Raw genomic sequence first — 15,006 nt, forward strand, 5'->3', positions numbered from 1 at the left:
TCCCACATATCTACAACATCATTTTTGACTTGATCAGACGGAAGAAAATAAACTTATTTAGATGTGAATTTAAAAAACGAGTTATCTTCTCATGCGAAGATAGCTCTTTTTTAAAATTTAAGGGAACTCTTTTTGAAAAGAAATTTCATCCATTAACTATTTTTAATCTCCTGCAATATGAACTGACGATACTTTTGAGTCAGAGATTTTAACAATAAATTCTTGATAATCATTTTGCTTATGATTCGGTATGTTACTTCGATAGTTGTTCAAGTTCGAGATTAACTGCCTTAGTTTATCACCTGAAAAAGTTTCATCTGTTAAATAATAATCACTTAATTTTCTAAGTTCCAAGTAACTTCCCCATAACATACTTGAACTAAATATTGCATTATGCAGACTTTCGGAGAGCTCAAAAACCTCAAGTTTTTGTCGTTTTCGATCATATAATACAACATCAAAACCCATTAACTCACACCTTTATTTTATTTTTCAATCTTTTAAAACCGTTTTAATCTTGCATCATCTTTGTCTGTTTTATCAATTATGAAGGATGGCAATAGAAATTTAAACATTTAGGATATTATACTTCTGTGAAACGATGTTTTCGCATTTCATTGATTAGACGACTACCAACAGAGAAAGAGAGCCAATATTTTTCCACTAATCCTTATGTCAAAAAGATCTGCACAATATGGGTTCGAGTTTAAACACCTATGTATCAATAAGATGGAGAAATAAAACGGCTGTATTTCTTATTCAGTTAAGACCCTCTCTTTTTCTTTAAAAAAGTAAAGGAGAATAGTCCATTTTTACTTTTCATTCCATGCTACCTTTGGTCTTGAAGTTGGATAACCATGTTGTTCCCTGTATCGTTTTCTTTCTGCTGTAAAATCAAACCACTGTTTTTCACTTTCAGGATGATTAGCATAATGAATGATACATATAATTTGGTCTTCAACACATGAATCGGTCCAACATTCTAGTTTTTGCTCAAGTGAATCGAATACTTCATACCAACTTTCATCCTTTATTTCATTGAGACTATTATAACCGAGGTGGTGAACTAACTTATAAGCCAGTTCATAACCAATAGATGGTACTCGTTGAAATGACGCTAATCCTTTCAGCATTTTTGCTCGTTCATGAGTTATACCTAATATATCAGTCATCTCTTCTAGCTTTAACTTATACAAATCACTTAATTTAACTTTTTCCTTCCTAAGCATTCGTTTTTCTTCTTGTGAAAGAGGCAATTTTGGTCTTTTTTCTTTCAAAATATCTCCCCCTTTATTTAAACTTTTTATTTAATTAGATACATATTTTCATTTAATTATCCTGCCATTTGGCTAAGCGAGCCTCTGAACAAATAATACTATAGAAAAAAATTTATTCCTTCTCATATCTCAAAGTACAACCTTTCCAGTAAGACCCTACTAAAAAGTTCATTAGTTCATATCAATCAACAAAAGTATGAAATCAAATTACTAAAATTACATAGTATACTATATTTAGTATTGTATTCCAAAAATTAAAACCTTGGAGGTAAGTATGGAAATAAAAAAATCAAACCCTGAAAGTGTAGCACCGCCTATAGGTAAATACCACCATTTAACGATTATTCCAAGAGACGCTGAGTTACTCGTTCTTTCTGGTCAAGTTGGAAATGATAGAAACGGTGAAATACCAGATAACATTGAAACTCAGTATGCTAATGCTCTTAAAAATATAACGTCGATCTTAAAAAGCGAAGGTGTCAATACTTGCAATATTTTCAAAATTAACATCTGGTTTACTGAAAATATAGACAGGGAGTATTTCACAGAAAAATGGAGCGAATTTCACAATGAATCTCCTCCTGCTACAACTTTAGCTTACGTATCTGCATTAGCAAGACCAGAAATCAAGGTTGAAATTGAAGCTTGGGCTGCAAGATAAGTGTTGTTTCACTAACGGGTGAGTTAGTTCAATAAGAGAATAACGCTAAATAGAGCCTCCAATTACATGGAGGCTCTATTTTTCTATAAACATCTACATTTAGCTTTAAATGATCTTTTAAATAAAAGATCTTCTTTAAATAAGGTTCCATTAACGACAATAAACAAAATACTACACAAGCGATTGGCATGTTTAACTCCCTTCTATTGAAAACAATTCATAAAGTGAAGTTCCCATCACTACTAGGTTTTCTTCATCCCCTACTTAAACTTCGTTGACATTTCAACGTCATGAAATAGGAGTCTTAACGTCAGTTACCATGTGATAAATTCTTAAATCGTTCCAAAATCACATGATGTTAGAAAATCATATGATCGTTTATTTATTTACATATTGACGTAATGTTAATCTTTAACTATACTGTTAGTAACATATAACTGTTAATGACAGTATAGTGTTATTAACAGTATCGATAGTAAACACTGCTTAATCATTAGGAGGGAGATAATTTATGAAACACACTGGCAGACATACAGGTGAATTCCTTTTACTGTTTTTAACAGAGGGAGATAGCTATGGCGGGAAACTTCTACAGAAATGTGAAGAAGAACTTCCAGTCAATCCAATCGATAGTGCCATCATCTATCGCACATTAAAGAAATTAGAAACAGAAGGGGCTGTTGAGTCTTATTTAGACACCTCCGATCATGGTAAACCGATAAAAATGTATAAAATCACTTCAGTTGGCGAAAGAAGATTGGAAGAATATCAAACAGTTACAGAAGAAAAGCTTAAGAATTTAACGTTTTTCATGAAGAAATTTAAAGAATGGAAAAAATCTAATCATGATTAACGGGATTATCCTCTATTCTATTGCTGTTATCGCTATTACTCTTTCGTTTATAAAGAACAAAAATAAAACTAAAGAAGCTTTATTACAGTCATGGAAAATGTTTCGCAATATTATGCCTCAAGTATTATCAATTATGCTATTCGTTGGAATTTCGTTATCTATCTTAACACCAGCTTTCATTTCTTCAATCATTGGAGAGAACTCTGGATTAACTGGCATTATTTATTCCACGATCATCGGATCTATCGCACTCATTCCAAGTTTTCTCGTATATCCTCTCGGTGATACACTAATTCAAAATGGCGCAGGCTTACCTCAAGTTGCTGTTTTAATGTCTACATTAATGTCTGTCGGATTCGTCACAATCCCCCTAGAACAAAAAATATTTGGAAAAGGTTTTGCCTATTCTCGTAATGCTTCTGCTATTTTAATGTCGCTCATATTCTCATTTATTATTTGGGTGGTGATGGTGTGAGTGAGTTGAAAAAATACCGCTTCTCATTTACCTTATTATTTGGGCTTATTGTGTTCACTTTTTTCAATCAATCAGTCGGATTGAAAGCATTACAAATTACAGGTAGTAGCATAGTGGATATGCTTATTTTACTGCCCCCTATCTTAATATTTGTCAGTTTGCTCGACAAATGGGTAAAGAAAGAAACTCTCATTAAATATATGGGCAAGAAATCTGGCATTTATGGCACGCTGTTCGCCTTTTTATTAGGTGCAATTGCAGCAGGTCCTCTTTACTTAGCCTTCCCAATCGCAGTACTTTTGTTGAAAAAAGGAGCAAACATTCGGTATATCGTTTTCTTTTTAGGAGTTTGGTCAACAGCCAAATTACATGTGTCTGTCTATGCGATTGCTCTATTCGGATTCAAGTTCACACTCATTTATATTGGTTTCGGTCTATTCTTTTTCTATATGATGGGGATTATGTATGAGAAGGTCTATGACAAGCGGCAATTGGTGAAATATGATATAACGAACAATGTTCAGAATTAGAAGGAGCAACCGTTAACTTAATAAGGTTATGACTTGTCCATTTATTTAACCGCGCGTATTGCTTTTGATAAAGTAAAACTTCCATCAGTGGAGGTATTACCGCATCCTCCACTATGAAGTGAACCAATCAGGTAATGACTGACGCTTATACCACTAGAGTATGACTAAGATTCTCGCCCACTTAAACTTCGTTGATTTCCCTTAGTTTTAAAGTGGGAGTCTTAGCATTAGTTGAAACGTGATAAATCACCCGTTGAACCCTTCATGAAATGCGAAAAAGCCCCTAGTAATAGTGAAAGAAATACTTCAAGTGTCCTTCGCCTCAGTCAAAATACATTTACTGCTAATATTTCATTCTAATTTTTTGTTATTCCGTCTACAACACTGTCCATAACTTCTCTGGATATTATTATATCTTTCCCTTCTAAAGTTAGAAGGAAGGTCACTACTATCTTTCGGTCTTCTATTTGTTTAATAAACGTTTTACCATATTTGTGACTCTCTTGTTCTATCCCAAAGAAAAAACCACCATCAAAACGATCAATTCCAACCATATGAGGTCTACTTTTCTGAAATTCAGTTATTATCTCATCTTTTGATAAGTCACTACTCACTTCAGATAAAACCAAATTACCTTCCCCACTTATATGTTGAAATTCAACTAACCAAGGATCTTCTTCCTTCGACTCTTTTACTTTTTCCCATCCGTCTACTTCTTTAATTTTAACTCCATTTCCTTTATATAATAAATCGGTTGTTTCTTTATTATTCTGGTTTGTTCTTTTAGTTTCCGTTACGAAATTTTCAGTCGAGTCATTTGTACAACCTAAGTTTAATACCAATAAACTTCCTAATAGCAATGTGATGAATCTTTTCTTCATTTAACTTCCTCCTTTTGATTTAAGGCTCCTCTCTTCACATTCACCTATTCTGTCAAACAATTTAATAACCAATTATTCACTATTAGACTCTGTAACTCTAATGTTGTTTATTAAATTGTACTTTATAATTCACTACTTGAATGGTTTTGTGGAGATTTTTCTTCATCCACCACCAATGGAAGATTCACTTTATGTAATCATACTCCCGTAGTTAGGAGTATGGTTTTTCAAATACATAAACCACCATGAGAACTATTTCCACATATATTACCATCGAATACATTCGTTCCTAATCCACCAACTGCTTCAATGTCAAAGCCAGCATTATTTTTTAATGTAGTCCCAGCTAAGATTTGAATACTGTCACCAGGCATTGTTCCCACATCATCGATCGCTTCTTGCACAGTTGCAAAATCACTTGGAACAACATGTATCGTCATTTTTTGACACCTCTCATTAAACTTGATTTACAACATTTTATGAAAGGTGTACCTATGTTTCTTGTACTTTAAGACTAAATGTATTATTGAATTCTCTCTTTAAAGTCACACATTATATGATCATTAGTACATCACTTATGTATAAGTTGTGTGTTTTTTGTTTATTAGTTGAGATAATAAATTAGTGGTACAATGGAAATTATCACCTATTCTTATTTATCCAACGATCAGTTTAGTCTCAAGTCCCATAATATACTAATAAATCACAAAATAAGAATATGTGTTCGTTTTTGATTATACTGTCAATCTTAGGGGGAGAAATAAAGAATAATGAAACATAAAATTGCTTTACTAGCAGATGTCCATGGAAATGTAAGTGCTTTAAAAGCTGTTGTCGAAGATTCTATTAAAGAAAGTGTCACTGACTATTGGTTTTTAGGAGATTTAATCATGCCTGGGCCTGGCGCAAATGATTTATTTGAAATATTAGATAATATTAAAGTTACTACTTATGTTAAAGGTAACTGGGAAGACTGCTTCCTTGATACACTGAATAAAAAGGTTGATTTTGATAACGCAACTGATATCTATGTTTCTAGGTTAGTTCAGTATCTGTGTGAAAATTTAGATGAAAGTAATATTAATCTTATTAAGAATTTACCTTTACACCTAACAAAACAAGTTAATAATCTAACTATCAGTATTAGTCATAATCTACAAAATAAAAATTATGGAGGGGATTTATGGCCCACTAATGATCAGACATATTTTGATCAGTTATTTGAGCATGATTACGATATTGCGATTTACGCTCATATCCATCAACAATTGTTACGCTATAGTAGCAATGGTCAATTGATTATTAATCCAGGATCTATTGGACAGCCTTTTTACAAATGGGACAAGTTACGTTCTGATCTGCGTGCTCAGTATGCAATTCTTGAAATTGATGAGACAGGGATTGCTGAGGTGAGATTTAGAAAAGTTTCTTATGATGTAGAAAAGGAATTTAAAAACGCTATAAGTAATAATCTTCCTTATATTACCTTATATCAAAAAATGCTCGAAACAGGAAAAACTCATACCCATGATATTGAATTATTACAAAAGTTCAATGATCAATATAATTATAAAGATGAAATAATTAATTTTTTTGAAAAGAACTATTGGTAATTTTAGGAAATAAAATGAACTTCAATACTAGTATTTAAAAGTCAAAGGGAATAATAGAAGTAATTTAGTTACTGACTTTTACTATTTGTTTTTTTATGTAAGTTAGAATACTTTCCATATTTAAAGCCCTTCCCAATCGAGAGGGGCTTTAAGGTAACTGGAGAATATATATTAGTTTTGTAACTTATTAATCTTCGACCAATTAATTAGAATCATGACAAAGCCAATTAGGAAAAAAATAATACTTAGAGATATTAAGATATAACCAGTACTATCCAACACATTATAAAGTGTTCCAGTGTTTATTGATAAAATAGCAGCTGTAATGAATTGTGAAGATAATAATAGTGCTGATATTAGCATAAAAAGTGTACCTACAATCATTTTTAAATAATTTTCCATATACAAACTCCTTCCCATAATTCAAAATATTTCTATTTTAATGTTAGCACAAAATAAATTTTACAAAAAATGTTATTTAAAACTTTTTAGTTTTTCTGTTATTTAGTAAATGAGGTCTTGTGTAGTACAAAAAAGGATAGGTAGAGCAGATGTATTCACTACTCTCCTATCCTTCTTCTTTTGTCCTATATAACGTATGACATTTTAAAAAATCAACGTACTATGCAACAAATGATTTTTTTCTCTTTCAACTTAAACAACCATTTTTAGCTAAGAAAACATCTTCAATAAATTTTAAAGGTGTAAGTGAACTCGCATTTACAAAAAAGAGATTTCAAACTACTTTTTTTCAATTGTTTCATTAGATTACGATTCAATCTTCAGTCAAACAAACTCATTTGATGAGTTAAGTCTGCTTTATCTTTTTCCTCTAACTTCCCAATCAATACGGGACTATGTGGATCATGCTTTTGTACAGTTTTGTTCACTGCTTTTTCACTCTTTACAGCATAACAATAACTACAGTTAAACTTGCAGGTGTCATAGGTACCCATTTCTTCAGATATGACACAAAGACATTCTTTACGCTGATTTTTATCTTTATTTAATTGATTTTGTTCACCTATAACTATCTTGCTAACAATGCTTTGATCTATACATGCACCATGTGGAATATCATACTCATCTAAATCGATTTTCTCTGCGCACGTTTGAATTTCCAAGTTATTTTCTCTAGCAATTTTCGATAATGAGCTTGCTAAATAATTTAAGGTAGCATGATAATGTGGATCAAGTAAATTCATAAACTCAAGATCATACGTTTCCTCTAAACGTTTAAATTTATTTTTCGTCTTCCCATACATGTCAACAAAACTAATAACTACACGGTTAGTATAGCCTTTCAACTCATCAGCTAATTCTTTGAATTTTTTTATGTGAAAATCAACATCAGTAACATTGCTCAAGATAATTGGATCGTAGCGCCAAATCACTTTGTCCTTACCAATTTTTCGGCTTAATTCCTTAAAGATATTAACTCTTGATGAAATTGATGGTAGGTAAGGCTCTAGCTCTTTAGGGTAATCATTTAAAGTGAATTGAAAATAATAATAGTATCCCAACTGGTCTAACTTATCTAAATATTTCATCAGTGGTTTTGGGTTTTTTGTCCAAAATACAAAACATGTCACATTTTCTGGTGTTAAACTTACTACCTTTCTTTGCTTTGCATTAAAGGGATTTACCTTCACATAATATCCCTCATCTATTCTATTCATAAACCAGACACTATAAAAAGCTGGGATATCAGTCCTTCTACTTGCACTTATAATCATCTTTAAACCTACCTTTTCACTAGCGTTTCCAACTGATATTTAATATGCCCTGCTTTTAAGATAGGACTCCGATTTAAATGAGTTAAACAAATCTGATCACAATCTATCGTATTAGGTTCATAGGAACCACAGTTATCTTGCAATGAAAGGATGTTGATACAGTGTGCTCACATAGTATCAATCAGTAAAATAAAACATGATTACTCATGTACACAATGCATTAGGATCACTATTTTCACATTTGTTGCCGTCATAGATATTAGTACCAACTCCACCTTCTGCTAATATATCAACTATCATATTATTTTTCGCTTTGTTGAAGCGGATAACATTTTCCATTGCACCATCTTGGATAAGAATTCCTGCTGTTGTATCATCAGTGCCATTATTTCTGACGATGTTACTGTCTATAACATTTTGTATGTTATTACTTTCTACTTCAATACCGCTCCCTATATTGTTACATACTAAATTTCCAATTACATTATTGTTATTACTATTATCACCTATATTATCATTTTGGATAAAGACACCTTGTTCATTGTTTTTTATAGACTTATTACCGAACACAATATTGAAGGACACACCACATAAATCTATACCTGCAGACTTAGATTCTGTCACCGTATTAAGTAACATTTTGTTGAAATTTTCATCAACTTCTATACCATCACCGATATTTTGATTACTTTCACAATGAATAATACAATTATGCGTGTCCTCAAAATCAAATCCTTCCCTATTAAATGAAGATAAGCAATTACTAATTAAATTGTTATTATATGACATTTGGAAACCACTTTGTGGATTAAACTTAGATTCAATCTTCGTTATTACGTTATTATTAGATCGCAAAACAACTCCATCACCATCAAATCCTTGTACCGTAAAGTCTTGTAATATTGTTTGCTCTGCACTTACAACAATACCATCATTGCTCCCCATAGCAGGTAAACCAGCTATTATCGTCTTACCAATTCCACAACCAAATATCTTCAATCGTTCCTTCGTCACATTAAATCCATCAAACGTACCAGCTAAGATTTGAATGCTATCACCGGCATTGGCAGCATCAATCGCAGCTTGAACGGTTTGAAAATCTGTCGGGACTATGTGTATTGTCATAATAAACACACCTCTCATCAGCTTTTTGGTTATTACATCATATGAAAGGTCAATTTGCGTTGCTTGTACTTCGTATGAAAATGTATGATTGACTATAAGAGTGTCATAGTAACCGTCTACTATGTCCCAAATACTCTATATCAAATTATGTAGGAATACTCCCGCAGTTGGGAGCATATTGATCACGTACACAATCCATTAGGGTTACTATTTTCACATTTATTTCCATCAAACGTATTATCATTAACAGCATTAACTGCAAAAATATCAAATGGTACATTATCTTTTAATTTGTTAAAACGGATTGAGTTATCATCTGCATTAGTATCAGATACAAAAATACCTGAATTTCCTCCAAGAGTGCCATTATTTCGTATAATATTGGAGTCGACGATGGTTTCAACTGTAAATTCGTCTAGAAGTATTCCGCCTTGCTCATTGTTGCACACTATATTCTGAATTACATTCATATCGCCAAGAGTAATCATTGAAACACCATTTTGATTATTTTTTAATGCTGAGTTGCCAAATAACATATTATCTTCTTCATTTACGATTGAAAAACCGTTTTCTTCGTTCTCTCTTGCGATATTATTAATAAACTTGTTACTAGGAGAACTAACAAAAAAGCCAGCTCCTTTGTTATTCATACTCTCACTATCACTAATAAAATTATCAAATGTAAATTCATCAAAGTCAAATCCATGATTACTGTTGAATGAGGAAATACATTTTGTCAAAAAATTATTAGTTCCTGACATACCTTGAAAACCATCATTTCCATTTAAAGTTGACTGTAGCTCTTGTAGAACATTAATATCCGAGTCAATTATAACCCCATTATTACTGAACCCCTGAACTGTAAATCCTTTTAGTATTGTACGGTCAGCGCTTACAACTACACCATTTCCACCGAATCCTTGTGCAGGTATTCCAGCAATAATTGTCTTCCCAATCCCACAACCAAATATCTTCAATCGTTCCTTATTCACATTAAACCCATCAAACGTGCCAGCCAAGATTTGAATACTATCTCCAGCAACGGCAGCATCGATTGCTGCTTGTATCGTAGCAAATTCAGTCGGCACAACATGTATTGTCATATTCCTCACACCTTTCTCAGATTATAAAGTTACTATATTCTATGAAGGGTGGACTTCCTTTGCTTGTACGCTACTTGAGAATGTATCTTTGACTATGAATTTTTATTGCAGAGTTTCACAGTACGATGACATAAAAACTTCAACTATAAATATGTATCACACTCCCAGATTAAGGAGTATGGTAGGTTACGTACATAGATTTGGAGGAGAACTATTTTTACATTTGTTGCCATCATAGATATTTGTTCCAATTCCACCTTGTGCTTCAATGTCAAGATCAGTGTTATTTTTTGCTTTGTTGAAACGAATAACGTTTGCCAATGTACCATTTTCAACAAGAATACCAGCATCAGTATTATCCGTTCCGTTATTACGGACAATGTTTGAGTCAATCACATTAAAACCAGAACTTGGAAAAACAAAACTCTCTATTATGATGCCACTATTGATATTGTTACAAACATTGTTCTCGATAGCTTGAATATTGGCTGAATTTTCTTCAATTCGTATTCCGAACTGATTTTTGAGAGATGTATTACTAAATAAGGTATTCAAAGTTCCAAAGAGAAAAAAACCAGAATTTGTATTATCTATGGTAGCGTTGTGGAGGATACAATTGTTTCTCCCAATAAACGAAAAACCTCTAAAAAGGTTTTGACGACTTTCGTTCCTAATTAGATAATTCATCTGACCGTTGTTAGGGAACTCAAATCCATTTACACTATTAAATGAAGCTTTACAGTTAATGATTAGATTATGCTGCCCATTGTTTTCAAATCCATCACTTGAAGCCCCTGTGTTTAAAGTGGATTCGAGGGAATTTAAAACGTTATGATTTGAATTCACTTCAACACCATTTGCTTGAAAGCCTTGAACTGTAAATCCTAGAAGAATCGCATAGTCGGCACTTACAACTACGCCTTCTCCACTTATGATCGCAGGTGTACCCGCAATTATCGTTTTCCCAATCCCACAACCAAATATCTTCAATCGTTCCTTCGTTACTTCAAACCCATCAAACGTTCCAGCTAAAATTTGAATACTATCACCAGCAACAGCCGCATCGATTGCATCCTGTACAGTAGCAAACTCAGTTGGCACAACACGTATTGTCATATTCCTCTCACCTTTCCCAGATTACAAAGTTACTATATTCTATGAAAGATGGACTTCCTTTGCTTGTACGCTACTTGATAATGTATCTTTGCATATGAATTTTTATTGCAGAGTTTCACAGTACGATGACATAAATAAAATGCAAATTTTTCTCTGTCAATTTATAATTAAATTGAGAGGAGTTGTGTTTTTTGCAAAAATACACTGTTATAAAAGATCATACATCCAATTACCCTGACCCAATTATTTTAAAAAAAGATCAAGAAGTACTTTATGGAAAAGAAGATACCCAATTCCCAAATTGGATTTTTTGTAAGTCTATTTCAACAAGTAAAGAAGGATGGGTACCAAAGCAAGTTTTATCTAACCCAAACTCCGATGGAATAGCGATTATTTCAAAAGATTACTCTGCTCATGAACTAACTATTAAAAAAGGTGAGACTGTACTAGGTTTGAAACATTTAAATGATTGGACATACTGCAAAACTAATACTGACGAACTTGGCTGGATTCCTACTTCATGCTTATCTAGTTCTTAGCATAGAAAGTTACAAAATCAGATGCTCATCTGATTTTGTTTTGGTTACGCGATTTCTTCGTACTGTGACACAAAAGCTATGTATACATACTCCCTTGGTAGAGAGCATGTTCATTACGTACACAGTCCAGGAGGAGAACTATTTTCGCATTTGTTACCGTCGTAGATGTTGGTTCCAACTCCACCTTGAGCATCAATGTCAAACTGGGCGTTTCCTTTCGCTTTGTTGAATCGTATAATACTGTCGGTTACACTGTTGAAAAGATTTATTCCATCTTCATTATTATTTCGTATAATATTTGAATCTATAACTGACTCTGTAGTAAAGCTCCCTCGAATTCCATCTCGGCTATTATTACATATTCTGTTTAGAATTATTTGAATGTTACTACTTTGAAACACTAGTATTCCAAGGTTATTTTTAATAGATGTGTTTTCTAACAGGATATTTGAGCTAGATAAGTTTACGAAAAAGCCGTTGCTGTTATTCTCTTTCGAAAGATTATTTATTAAAGTGTTGTTTTCTGCACCAAGCTGAGCTAGTAAATAACCATTTTGAAAATTATGTTGACTTTCATTCCTTAGAATGCAATTATGTTGTCCAGATGGAATATCCAATCCATTTGATCTATTAAATGTAGTAATAGTATCAATAACTAAGTTATTGTTACCATTTATCTCAACACCATCATCTCCATTTAATGTAGACTCAATTTGTTTTAACATATTGTTATTAGATAATACAGCGATACCATTAGTTTCAAACCCTTGAACAGTTAATTCCTTCAGAATCGTTTGATCTGCATTCACATCAATACCATTCGTACTAACAGGAGAAGGGTTTCCAGCGATAATCGTCTTGCCAATCCCACATCCGAATATCTTCAGCCTTTCCACATCCACATTAAACCCATCAAATGTTCCAGCCAAGATCTGAATGCTATCACCAGCACTTGAAGCATTAATCGCCCCCTGTACAGTCGTAAATTCAGTTGGAACAATACGTAGCGTCATTTTTATACACCTCCCTCAGAATTGAGAATCGCTATATTCTATGAACGATTGACGCACTTTGCTTGTACTTTTGATGAGAATGTGTGCTTAACTAAGAGTGTCGTAGTTTCCGTCTACTATGTAACAACTACATTTGAATAATTGTATGGAATTTTGTCGTCTATCTTAATTAAACTAGCACACTGAAATTTCACTATTTCATGGCTTATTTGCACTTGGAATGCTGTTAAAATTATATGCTTATTTGAAAATCTTCATTTTCCCTATGTAATTCCATCCAACAAACTAGAAACAATGTACTTAAAGCTAATTATATAAGGGATGTTAATTGTGCAGTCACTAAAAATGAAACTAACATATACTAATAATGGGAGCTGGCAATTTGTCAATTCTCCCACACACCTTTCATAATGCTACGTGGAACGGCATGCACGTAGCTTTTAATACTTTTCTCCATTTATCTATCGGTGCTGTGTTAGGATTTTTTGTAAATTCAAAATGTTCAGATGAAATCTCACCCTATCGTAACTTCAAAGTAACCAAATACACCTTGTTTATTTGTTACTCGGTGTATCAACGTACTATGACACAAAACTATGTATTACACTCCCAAAGTAGGGAGCATGAACAATCATGTACATAATCCATTAGGAGAACTATTTTCACATTTGTTTCCATCATAGATATTTGTTCCAATTCCACCTTCTGCTTCAATATCAAGATCAATGTTATTTTTCGCTTTGTTAAAACGAATGATGTTGTCAGGTGCACTGTCTTCTACAAGAATACCCGCAGTTGTATCATCATTTCCGTTGTTGCGGACAATATTGGAGTCGATTATATTCGCAATATCGAAACTCGATAGTAAAATTCCATTCCCTTCATTATTACAAATCAAATTCTCAATAAACATATTGTTACTAGTTCCACTATCAACCCCATTACCATTATTATTTAGAATTTTATTCCCAAACAGAGCATTGAATTCAGAAGCGTTCTGAAAATCTATTCCATGTAGTAAGTTCTTATTAGATGTACTGTTAATTATTTTATTATTATCAAGTTCTGTCACTCTAAATCCAATTGAATGATTTTGAGTACTCAGGAAATTAATTAAGCAGTGTTTTCCATTACCAAAACCACCAAGACAATTAAATCCACTTCTTCTATTATTAGAAGCTACAATGTTAATCAGAAGATTATTTAGATTTGAAATTAAACCTATTCCATCCCGCATATTAAACTTTGACTCAATCTCTGTCATAATTACAAAATTAGAATTCACCAAAACTCCATTTTCGTTAAACCCCTGTACAGTAAACCCTTGCAACGTCGTTTGATTTGCATTCACATCAATCCCATTCGTACCACTATCAGGAGAGGGATTTCCAGCTATAATGGTCTTCCCAATTCCACAACCAAAAATCTTCAACCGTTCCTTATTCACATTAAACCCATCAAACGTACCAGCAAGTATTTGAATGCTATCTCCAGCAACGGCAGCATCTATTGCATCTTGAATAGTAGCAAATTCAGTTGGCACAACACGTATCGTCATATTCCTCATACCTTTCTCAAATTACATAGTTACTATATTCTATGAAAGATAGACTGCCTTTGCTTGTACTTAAAATGGAAATAAATATATGACTACTATAGAGGTGTCGCAGTATCCGTCTTGCACGTCATCAACATAAGGTGCAAATAAAGTTCAACTAATCAGGTAATTACTGACGCTTATACCTCAAGGGTATGACCAAGGCCGCTCCCGTTAACGATCACATTGTTATTTGATGATCCATTAATCCCATCATCTTCAGACAATGCTTTAAAATAAAAAGAAGCAACATACCCTTCAGTTCTTGAAAGAAAAAACGTTTTCCAACTGCCTCGACAAAAGAAATATCTTCATATTCTTGAAAAAAGAAACTGATTCTAATAATTTCCTTTTTCTCACCTATCATTAATTAGATGCCATGCTTGATTGATCGGTTGTTGTTGTGGAAAAGAGATTAAATCTTTAAATAGCTTAGCATTGTAAATCCGCATTTTCGGGACTAGCCCCTATTTGATGAATAAGGAAT

General features: G+C 32.9%; 17 protein-coding genes. 6 read left to right on the forward strand and 11 right to left on the reverse strand.

The genetic code is table 11. The annotated features are described in order from the left end of the window. Positions 1 to 162: 162 nt before the first annotated feature. Entirely contained in the window at positions 163 to 468 is a 306-nt protein-coding gene (locus BFG57_RS17990) for a hypothetical protein (RefSeq protein WP_069718890.1), read from the reverse strand. A 344-nt stretch (positions 469 to 812) separates the two neighbouring features. Beyond that, positions 813 to 1,277: a helix-hairpin-helix domain-containing protein gene (locus tag BFG57_RS17995; RefSeq protein WP_245676795.1), complete on the reverse strand. Its 465-nt coding sequence runs from the start codon at positions 1,275 to 1,277 to the stop codon at positions 813 to 815. Positions 1,278 to 1,551: 274 nt separating this feature from the next. Between BFG57_RS17995 and BFG57_RS18000 the strand changes: the two genes are divergently transcribed. The 4 genes from BFG57_RS18000 (at position 1,552) to BFG57_RS18015 (ending at position 3,796) form a co-directional block, all read left to right on the forward strand. Further along, positions 1,552 to 1,938, forward strand: a complete 387-nt coding sequence (locus BFG57_RS18000) for a RidA family protein (RefSeq protein ID WP_069718891.1) — start codon at positions 1,552 to 1,554, stop codon at positions 1,936 to 1,938. 511 nt (positions 1,939 to 2,449) lie between these two features. Further along, complete coding sequence (locus BFG57_RS18005) at positions 2,450 to 2,791, forward strand: PadR family transcriptional regulator (RefSeq protein WP_069718892.1); 342 nt, start codon at positions 2,450 to 2,452, stop codon at positions 2,789 to 2,791. Continuing rightward, complete coding sequence (locus tag BFG57_RS18010) at positions 2,784 to 3,266, forward strand: hypothetical protein (protein ID WP_069718893.1); 483 nt, start codon at positions 2,784 to 2,786, stop codon at positions 3,264 to 3,266. The genes BFG57_RS18005 and BFG57_RS18010 overlap by 8 nt, the downstream gene beginning before the upstream one ends. Beyond that, a complete protein-coding gene (locus BFG57_RS18015) occupies positions 3,263 to 3,796 on the forward strand; it encodes a permease (protein WP_069718894.1) in 534 nt (177 codons plus the stop codon). Before BFG57_RS18010 ends, BFG57_RS18015 begins: the two co-directional genes overlap by 4 nt. Positions 3,797 to 4,152: 356 nt before the next feature. On the opposite strand, the gene BFG57_RS18020 is transcribed toward BFG57_RS18015, so the two are convergent. Continuing rightward, entirely contained in the window at positions 4,153 to 4,677 is a 525-nt protein-coding gene (locus tag BFG57_RS18020; protein WP_069718895.1) for a hypothetical protein, read from the reverse strand. A 227-nt stretch (positions 4,678 to 4,904) separates the two neighbouring features. Then, positions 4,905 to 5,117: a hypothetical protein gene (locus BFG57_RS18025; protein WP_069718896.1), complete on the reverse strand. Its 213-nt coding sequence runs from the start codon at positions 5,115 to 5,117 to the stop codon at positions 4,905 to 4,907. Between the two features lie 330 nt (positions 5,118 to 5,447). Between BFG57_RS18025 and BFG57_RS18030 the strand changes: the two genes are divergently transcribed. Then, positions 5,448 to 6,290: a metallophosphoesterase family protein gene (locus BFG57_RS18030; protein WP_069718897.1), complete on the forward strand. Its 843-nt coding sequence runs from the start codon at positions 5,448 to 5,450 to the stop codon at positions 6,288 to 6,290. 171 nt (positions 6,291 to 6,461) lie between these two features. On the opposite strand, the gene BFG57_RS18035 is transcribed toward BFG57_RS18030, so the two are convergent. From BFG57_RS18035 to BFG57_RS18055, 5 genes are all read right to left on the reverse strand, one after another. Next, complete coding sequence (locus tag BFG57_RS18035; RefSeq protein WP_069718898.1) at positions 6,462 to 6,692, reverse strand: hypothetical protein; 231 nt, start codon at positions 6,690 to 6,692, stop codon at positions 6,462 to 6,464. 380 nt (positions 6,693 to 7,072) lie between these two features. Continuing rightward, on the reverse strand, positions 7,073 to 8,026 hold the full coding sequence (locus BFG57_RS18040; protein ID WP_069718899.1) for a DUF1848 domain-containing protein: 954 nt from the start codon (positions 8,024 to 8,026) through the stop codon (positions 7,073 to 7,075). A gap of 204 nt (positions 8,027 to 8,230) precedes the next feature. After that, positions 8,231 to 9,151 carry a right-handed parallel beta-helix repeat-containing protein gene (locus BFG57_RS18045; protein WP_069718900.1) on the reverse strand — a complete coding sequence of 307 codons (921 nt, stop codon included), beginning with the start codon at positions 9,149 to 9,151 and terminating at the stop codon, positions 8,231 to 8,233. A gap of 182 nt (positions 9,152 to 9,333) precedes the next feature. After that, complete coding sequence (locus BFG57_RS18050) at positions 9,334 to 10,254, reverse strand: right-handed parallel beta-helix repeat-containing protein (protein WP_069718901.1); 921 nt, start codon at positions 10,252 to 10,254, stop codon at positions 9,334 to 9,336. A 186-nt stretch (positions 10,255 to 10,440) separates the two neighbouring features. Next, positions 10,441 to 11,370, reverse strand: coding sequence for a right-handed parallel beta-helix repeat-containing protein (locus tag BFG57_RS18055; RefSeq protein ID WP_069718902.1), 930 nt, complete (start codon positions 11,368 to 11,370; stop codon positions 10,441 to 10,443). A 191-nt stretch (positions 11,371 to 11,561) separates the two neighbouring features. Between BFG57_RS18055 and BFG57_RS18060 the strand changes: the two genes are divergently transcribed. Next, positions 11,562 to 11,909, forward strand: coding sequence for an SH3 domain-containing protein (locus BFG57_RS18060; RefSeq protein WP_069718903.1), 348 nt, complete (start codon positions 11,562 to 11,564; stop codon positions 11,907 to 11,909). Between the two features lie 113 nt (positions 11,910 to 12,022). Here the strand turns inward: BFG57_RS18060 and BFG57_RS18065 are convergent, their stop codons facing one another. After that, positions 12,023 to 12,922 carry a right-handed parallel beta-helix repeat-containing protein gene (locus BFG57_RS18065; protein ID WP_069718904.1) on the reverse strand — a complete coding sequence of 300 codons (900 nt, stop codon included), beginning with the start codon at positions 12,920 to 12,922 and terminating at the stop codon, positions 12,023 to 12,025. 631 nt (positions 12,923 to 13,553) lie between these two features. Beyond that, entirely contained in the window at positions 13,554 to 14,480 is a 927-nt protein-coding gene (locus BFG57_RS18070; protein WP_069718905.1) for a right-handed parallel beta-helix repeat-containing protein, read from the reverse strand. Positions 14,481 to 15,006 lie beyond the last annotated feature (526 nt).

The sequence above is a fragment of the Bacillus solimangrovi genome (assembly GCF_001742425.1).
Classification (GTDB): Bacteria; Bacillota; Bacilli; order Bacillales; family Bacillaceae_N; genus Bacillus_AV; species Bacillus_AV solimangrovi.

Bases quoted from the DNA above. Each gene is read 5' to 3' on its own strand.
- BFG57_RS18025 (WP_069718896.1), bottom strand. From the start codon at position 5,117: ATGACGATACATGTTGTTCCAAGTGATTTTGCAACTGTGCAAGAAGCG.
- BFG57_RS18030 (WP_069718897.1), top strand. From the start codon at position 5,448: ATGAAACATAAAATTGCTTTACTAGCAGATGTCCATGGAAATGTAAGT.
- BFG57_RS18050 (WP_069718901.1), bottom strand. From the start codon at position 10,254: ATGACAATACATGTTGTGCCGACTGAATTTGCTACGATACAAGCAGCA.
- BFG57_RS18010 (WP_069718893.1), top strand. From the start codon at position 2,784: ATGATTAACGGGATTATCCTCTATTCTATTGCTGTTATCGCTATTACT.
- BFG57_RS17990 (WP_069718890.1), bottom strand. From the start codon at position 468: ATGGGTTTTGATGTTGTATTATATGATCGAAAACGACAAAAACTTGAG.
- BFG57_RS18065 (WP_069718904.1), bottom strand. From the start codon at position 12,922: ATGACGCTACGTATTGTTCCAACTGAATTTACGACTGTACAGGGGGCG.
- BFG57_RS18035 (WP_069718898.1), bottom strand. From the start codon at position 6,692: ATGGAAAATTATTTAAAAATGATTGTAGGTACACTTTTTATGCTAATA.
- BFG57_RS18005 (WP_069718892.1), top strand. From the start codon at position 2,450: ATGAAACACACTGGCAGACATACAGGTGAATTCCTTTTACTGTTTTTA.
- BFG57_RS18045 (WP_069718900.1), bottom strand. From the start codon at position 9,151: ATGACAATACACATAGTCCCGACAGATTTTCAAACCGTTCAAGCTGCG.
- BFG57_RS18000 (WP_069718891.1), top strand. From the start codon at position 1,552: ATGGAAATAAAAAAATCAAACCCTGAAAGTGTAGCACCGCCTATAGGT.
- BFG57_RS18020 (WP_069718895.1), bottom strand. From the start codon at position 4,677: ATGAAGAAAAGATTCATCACATTGCTATTAGGAAGTTTATTGGTATTA.
- BFG57_RS18055 (WP_069718902.1), bottom strand. From the start codon at position 11,370: ATGACAATACGTGTTGTGCCAACTGAGTTTGCTACTGTACAGGATGCA.
- BFG57_RS18070 (WP_069718905.1), bottom strand. From the start codon at position 14,480: ATGACGATACGTGTTGTGCCAACTGAATTTGCTACTATTCAAGATGCA.
- BFG57_RS18040 (WP_069718899.1), bottom strand. From the start codon at position 8,026: ATGATTATAAGTGCAAGTAGAAGGACTGATATCCCAGCTTTTTATAGT.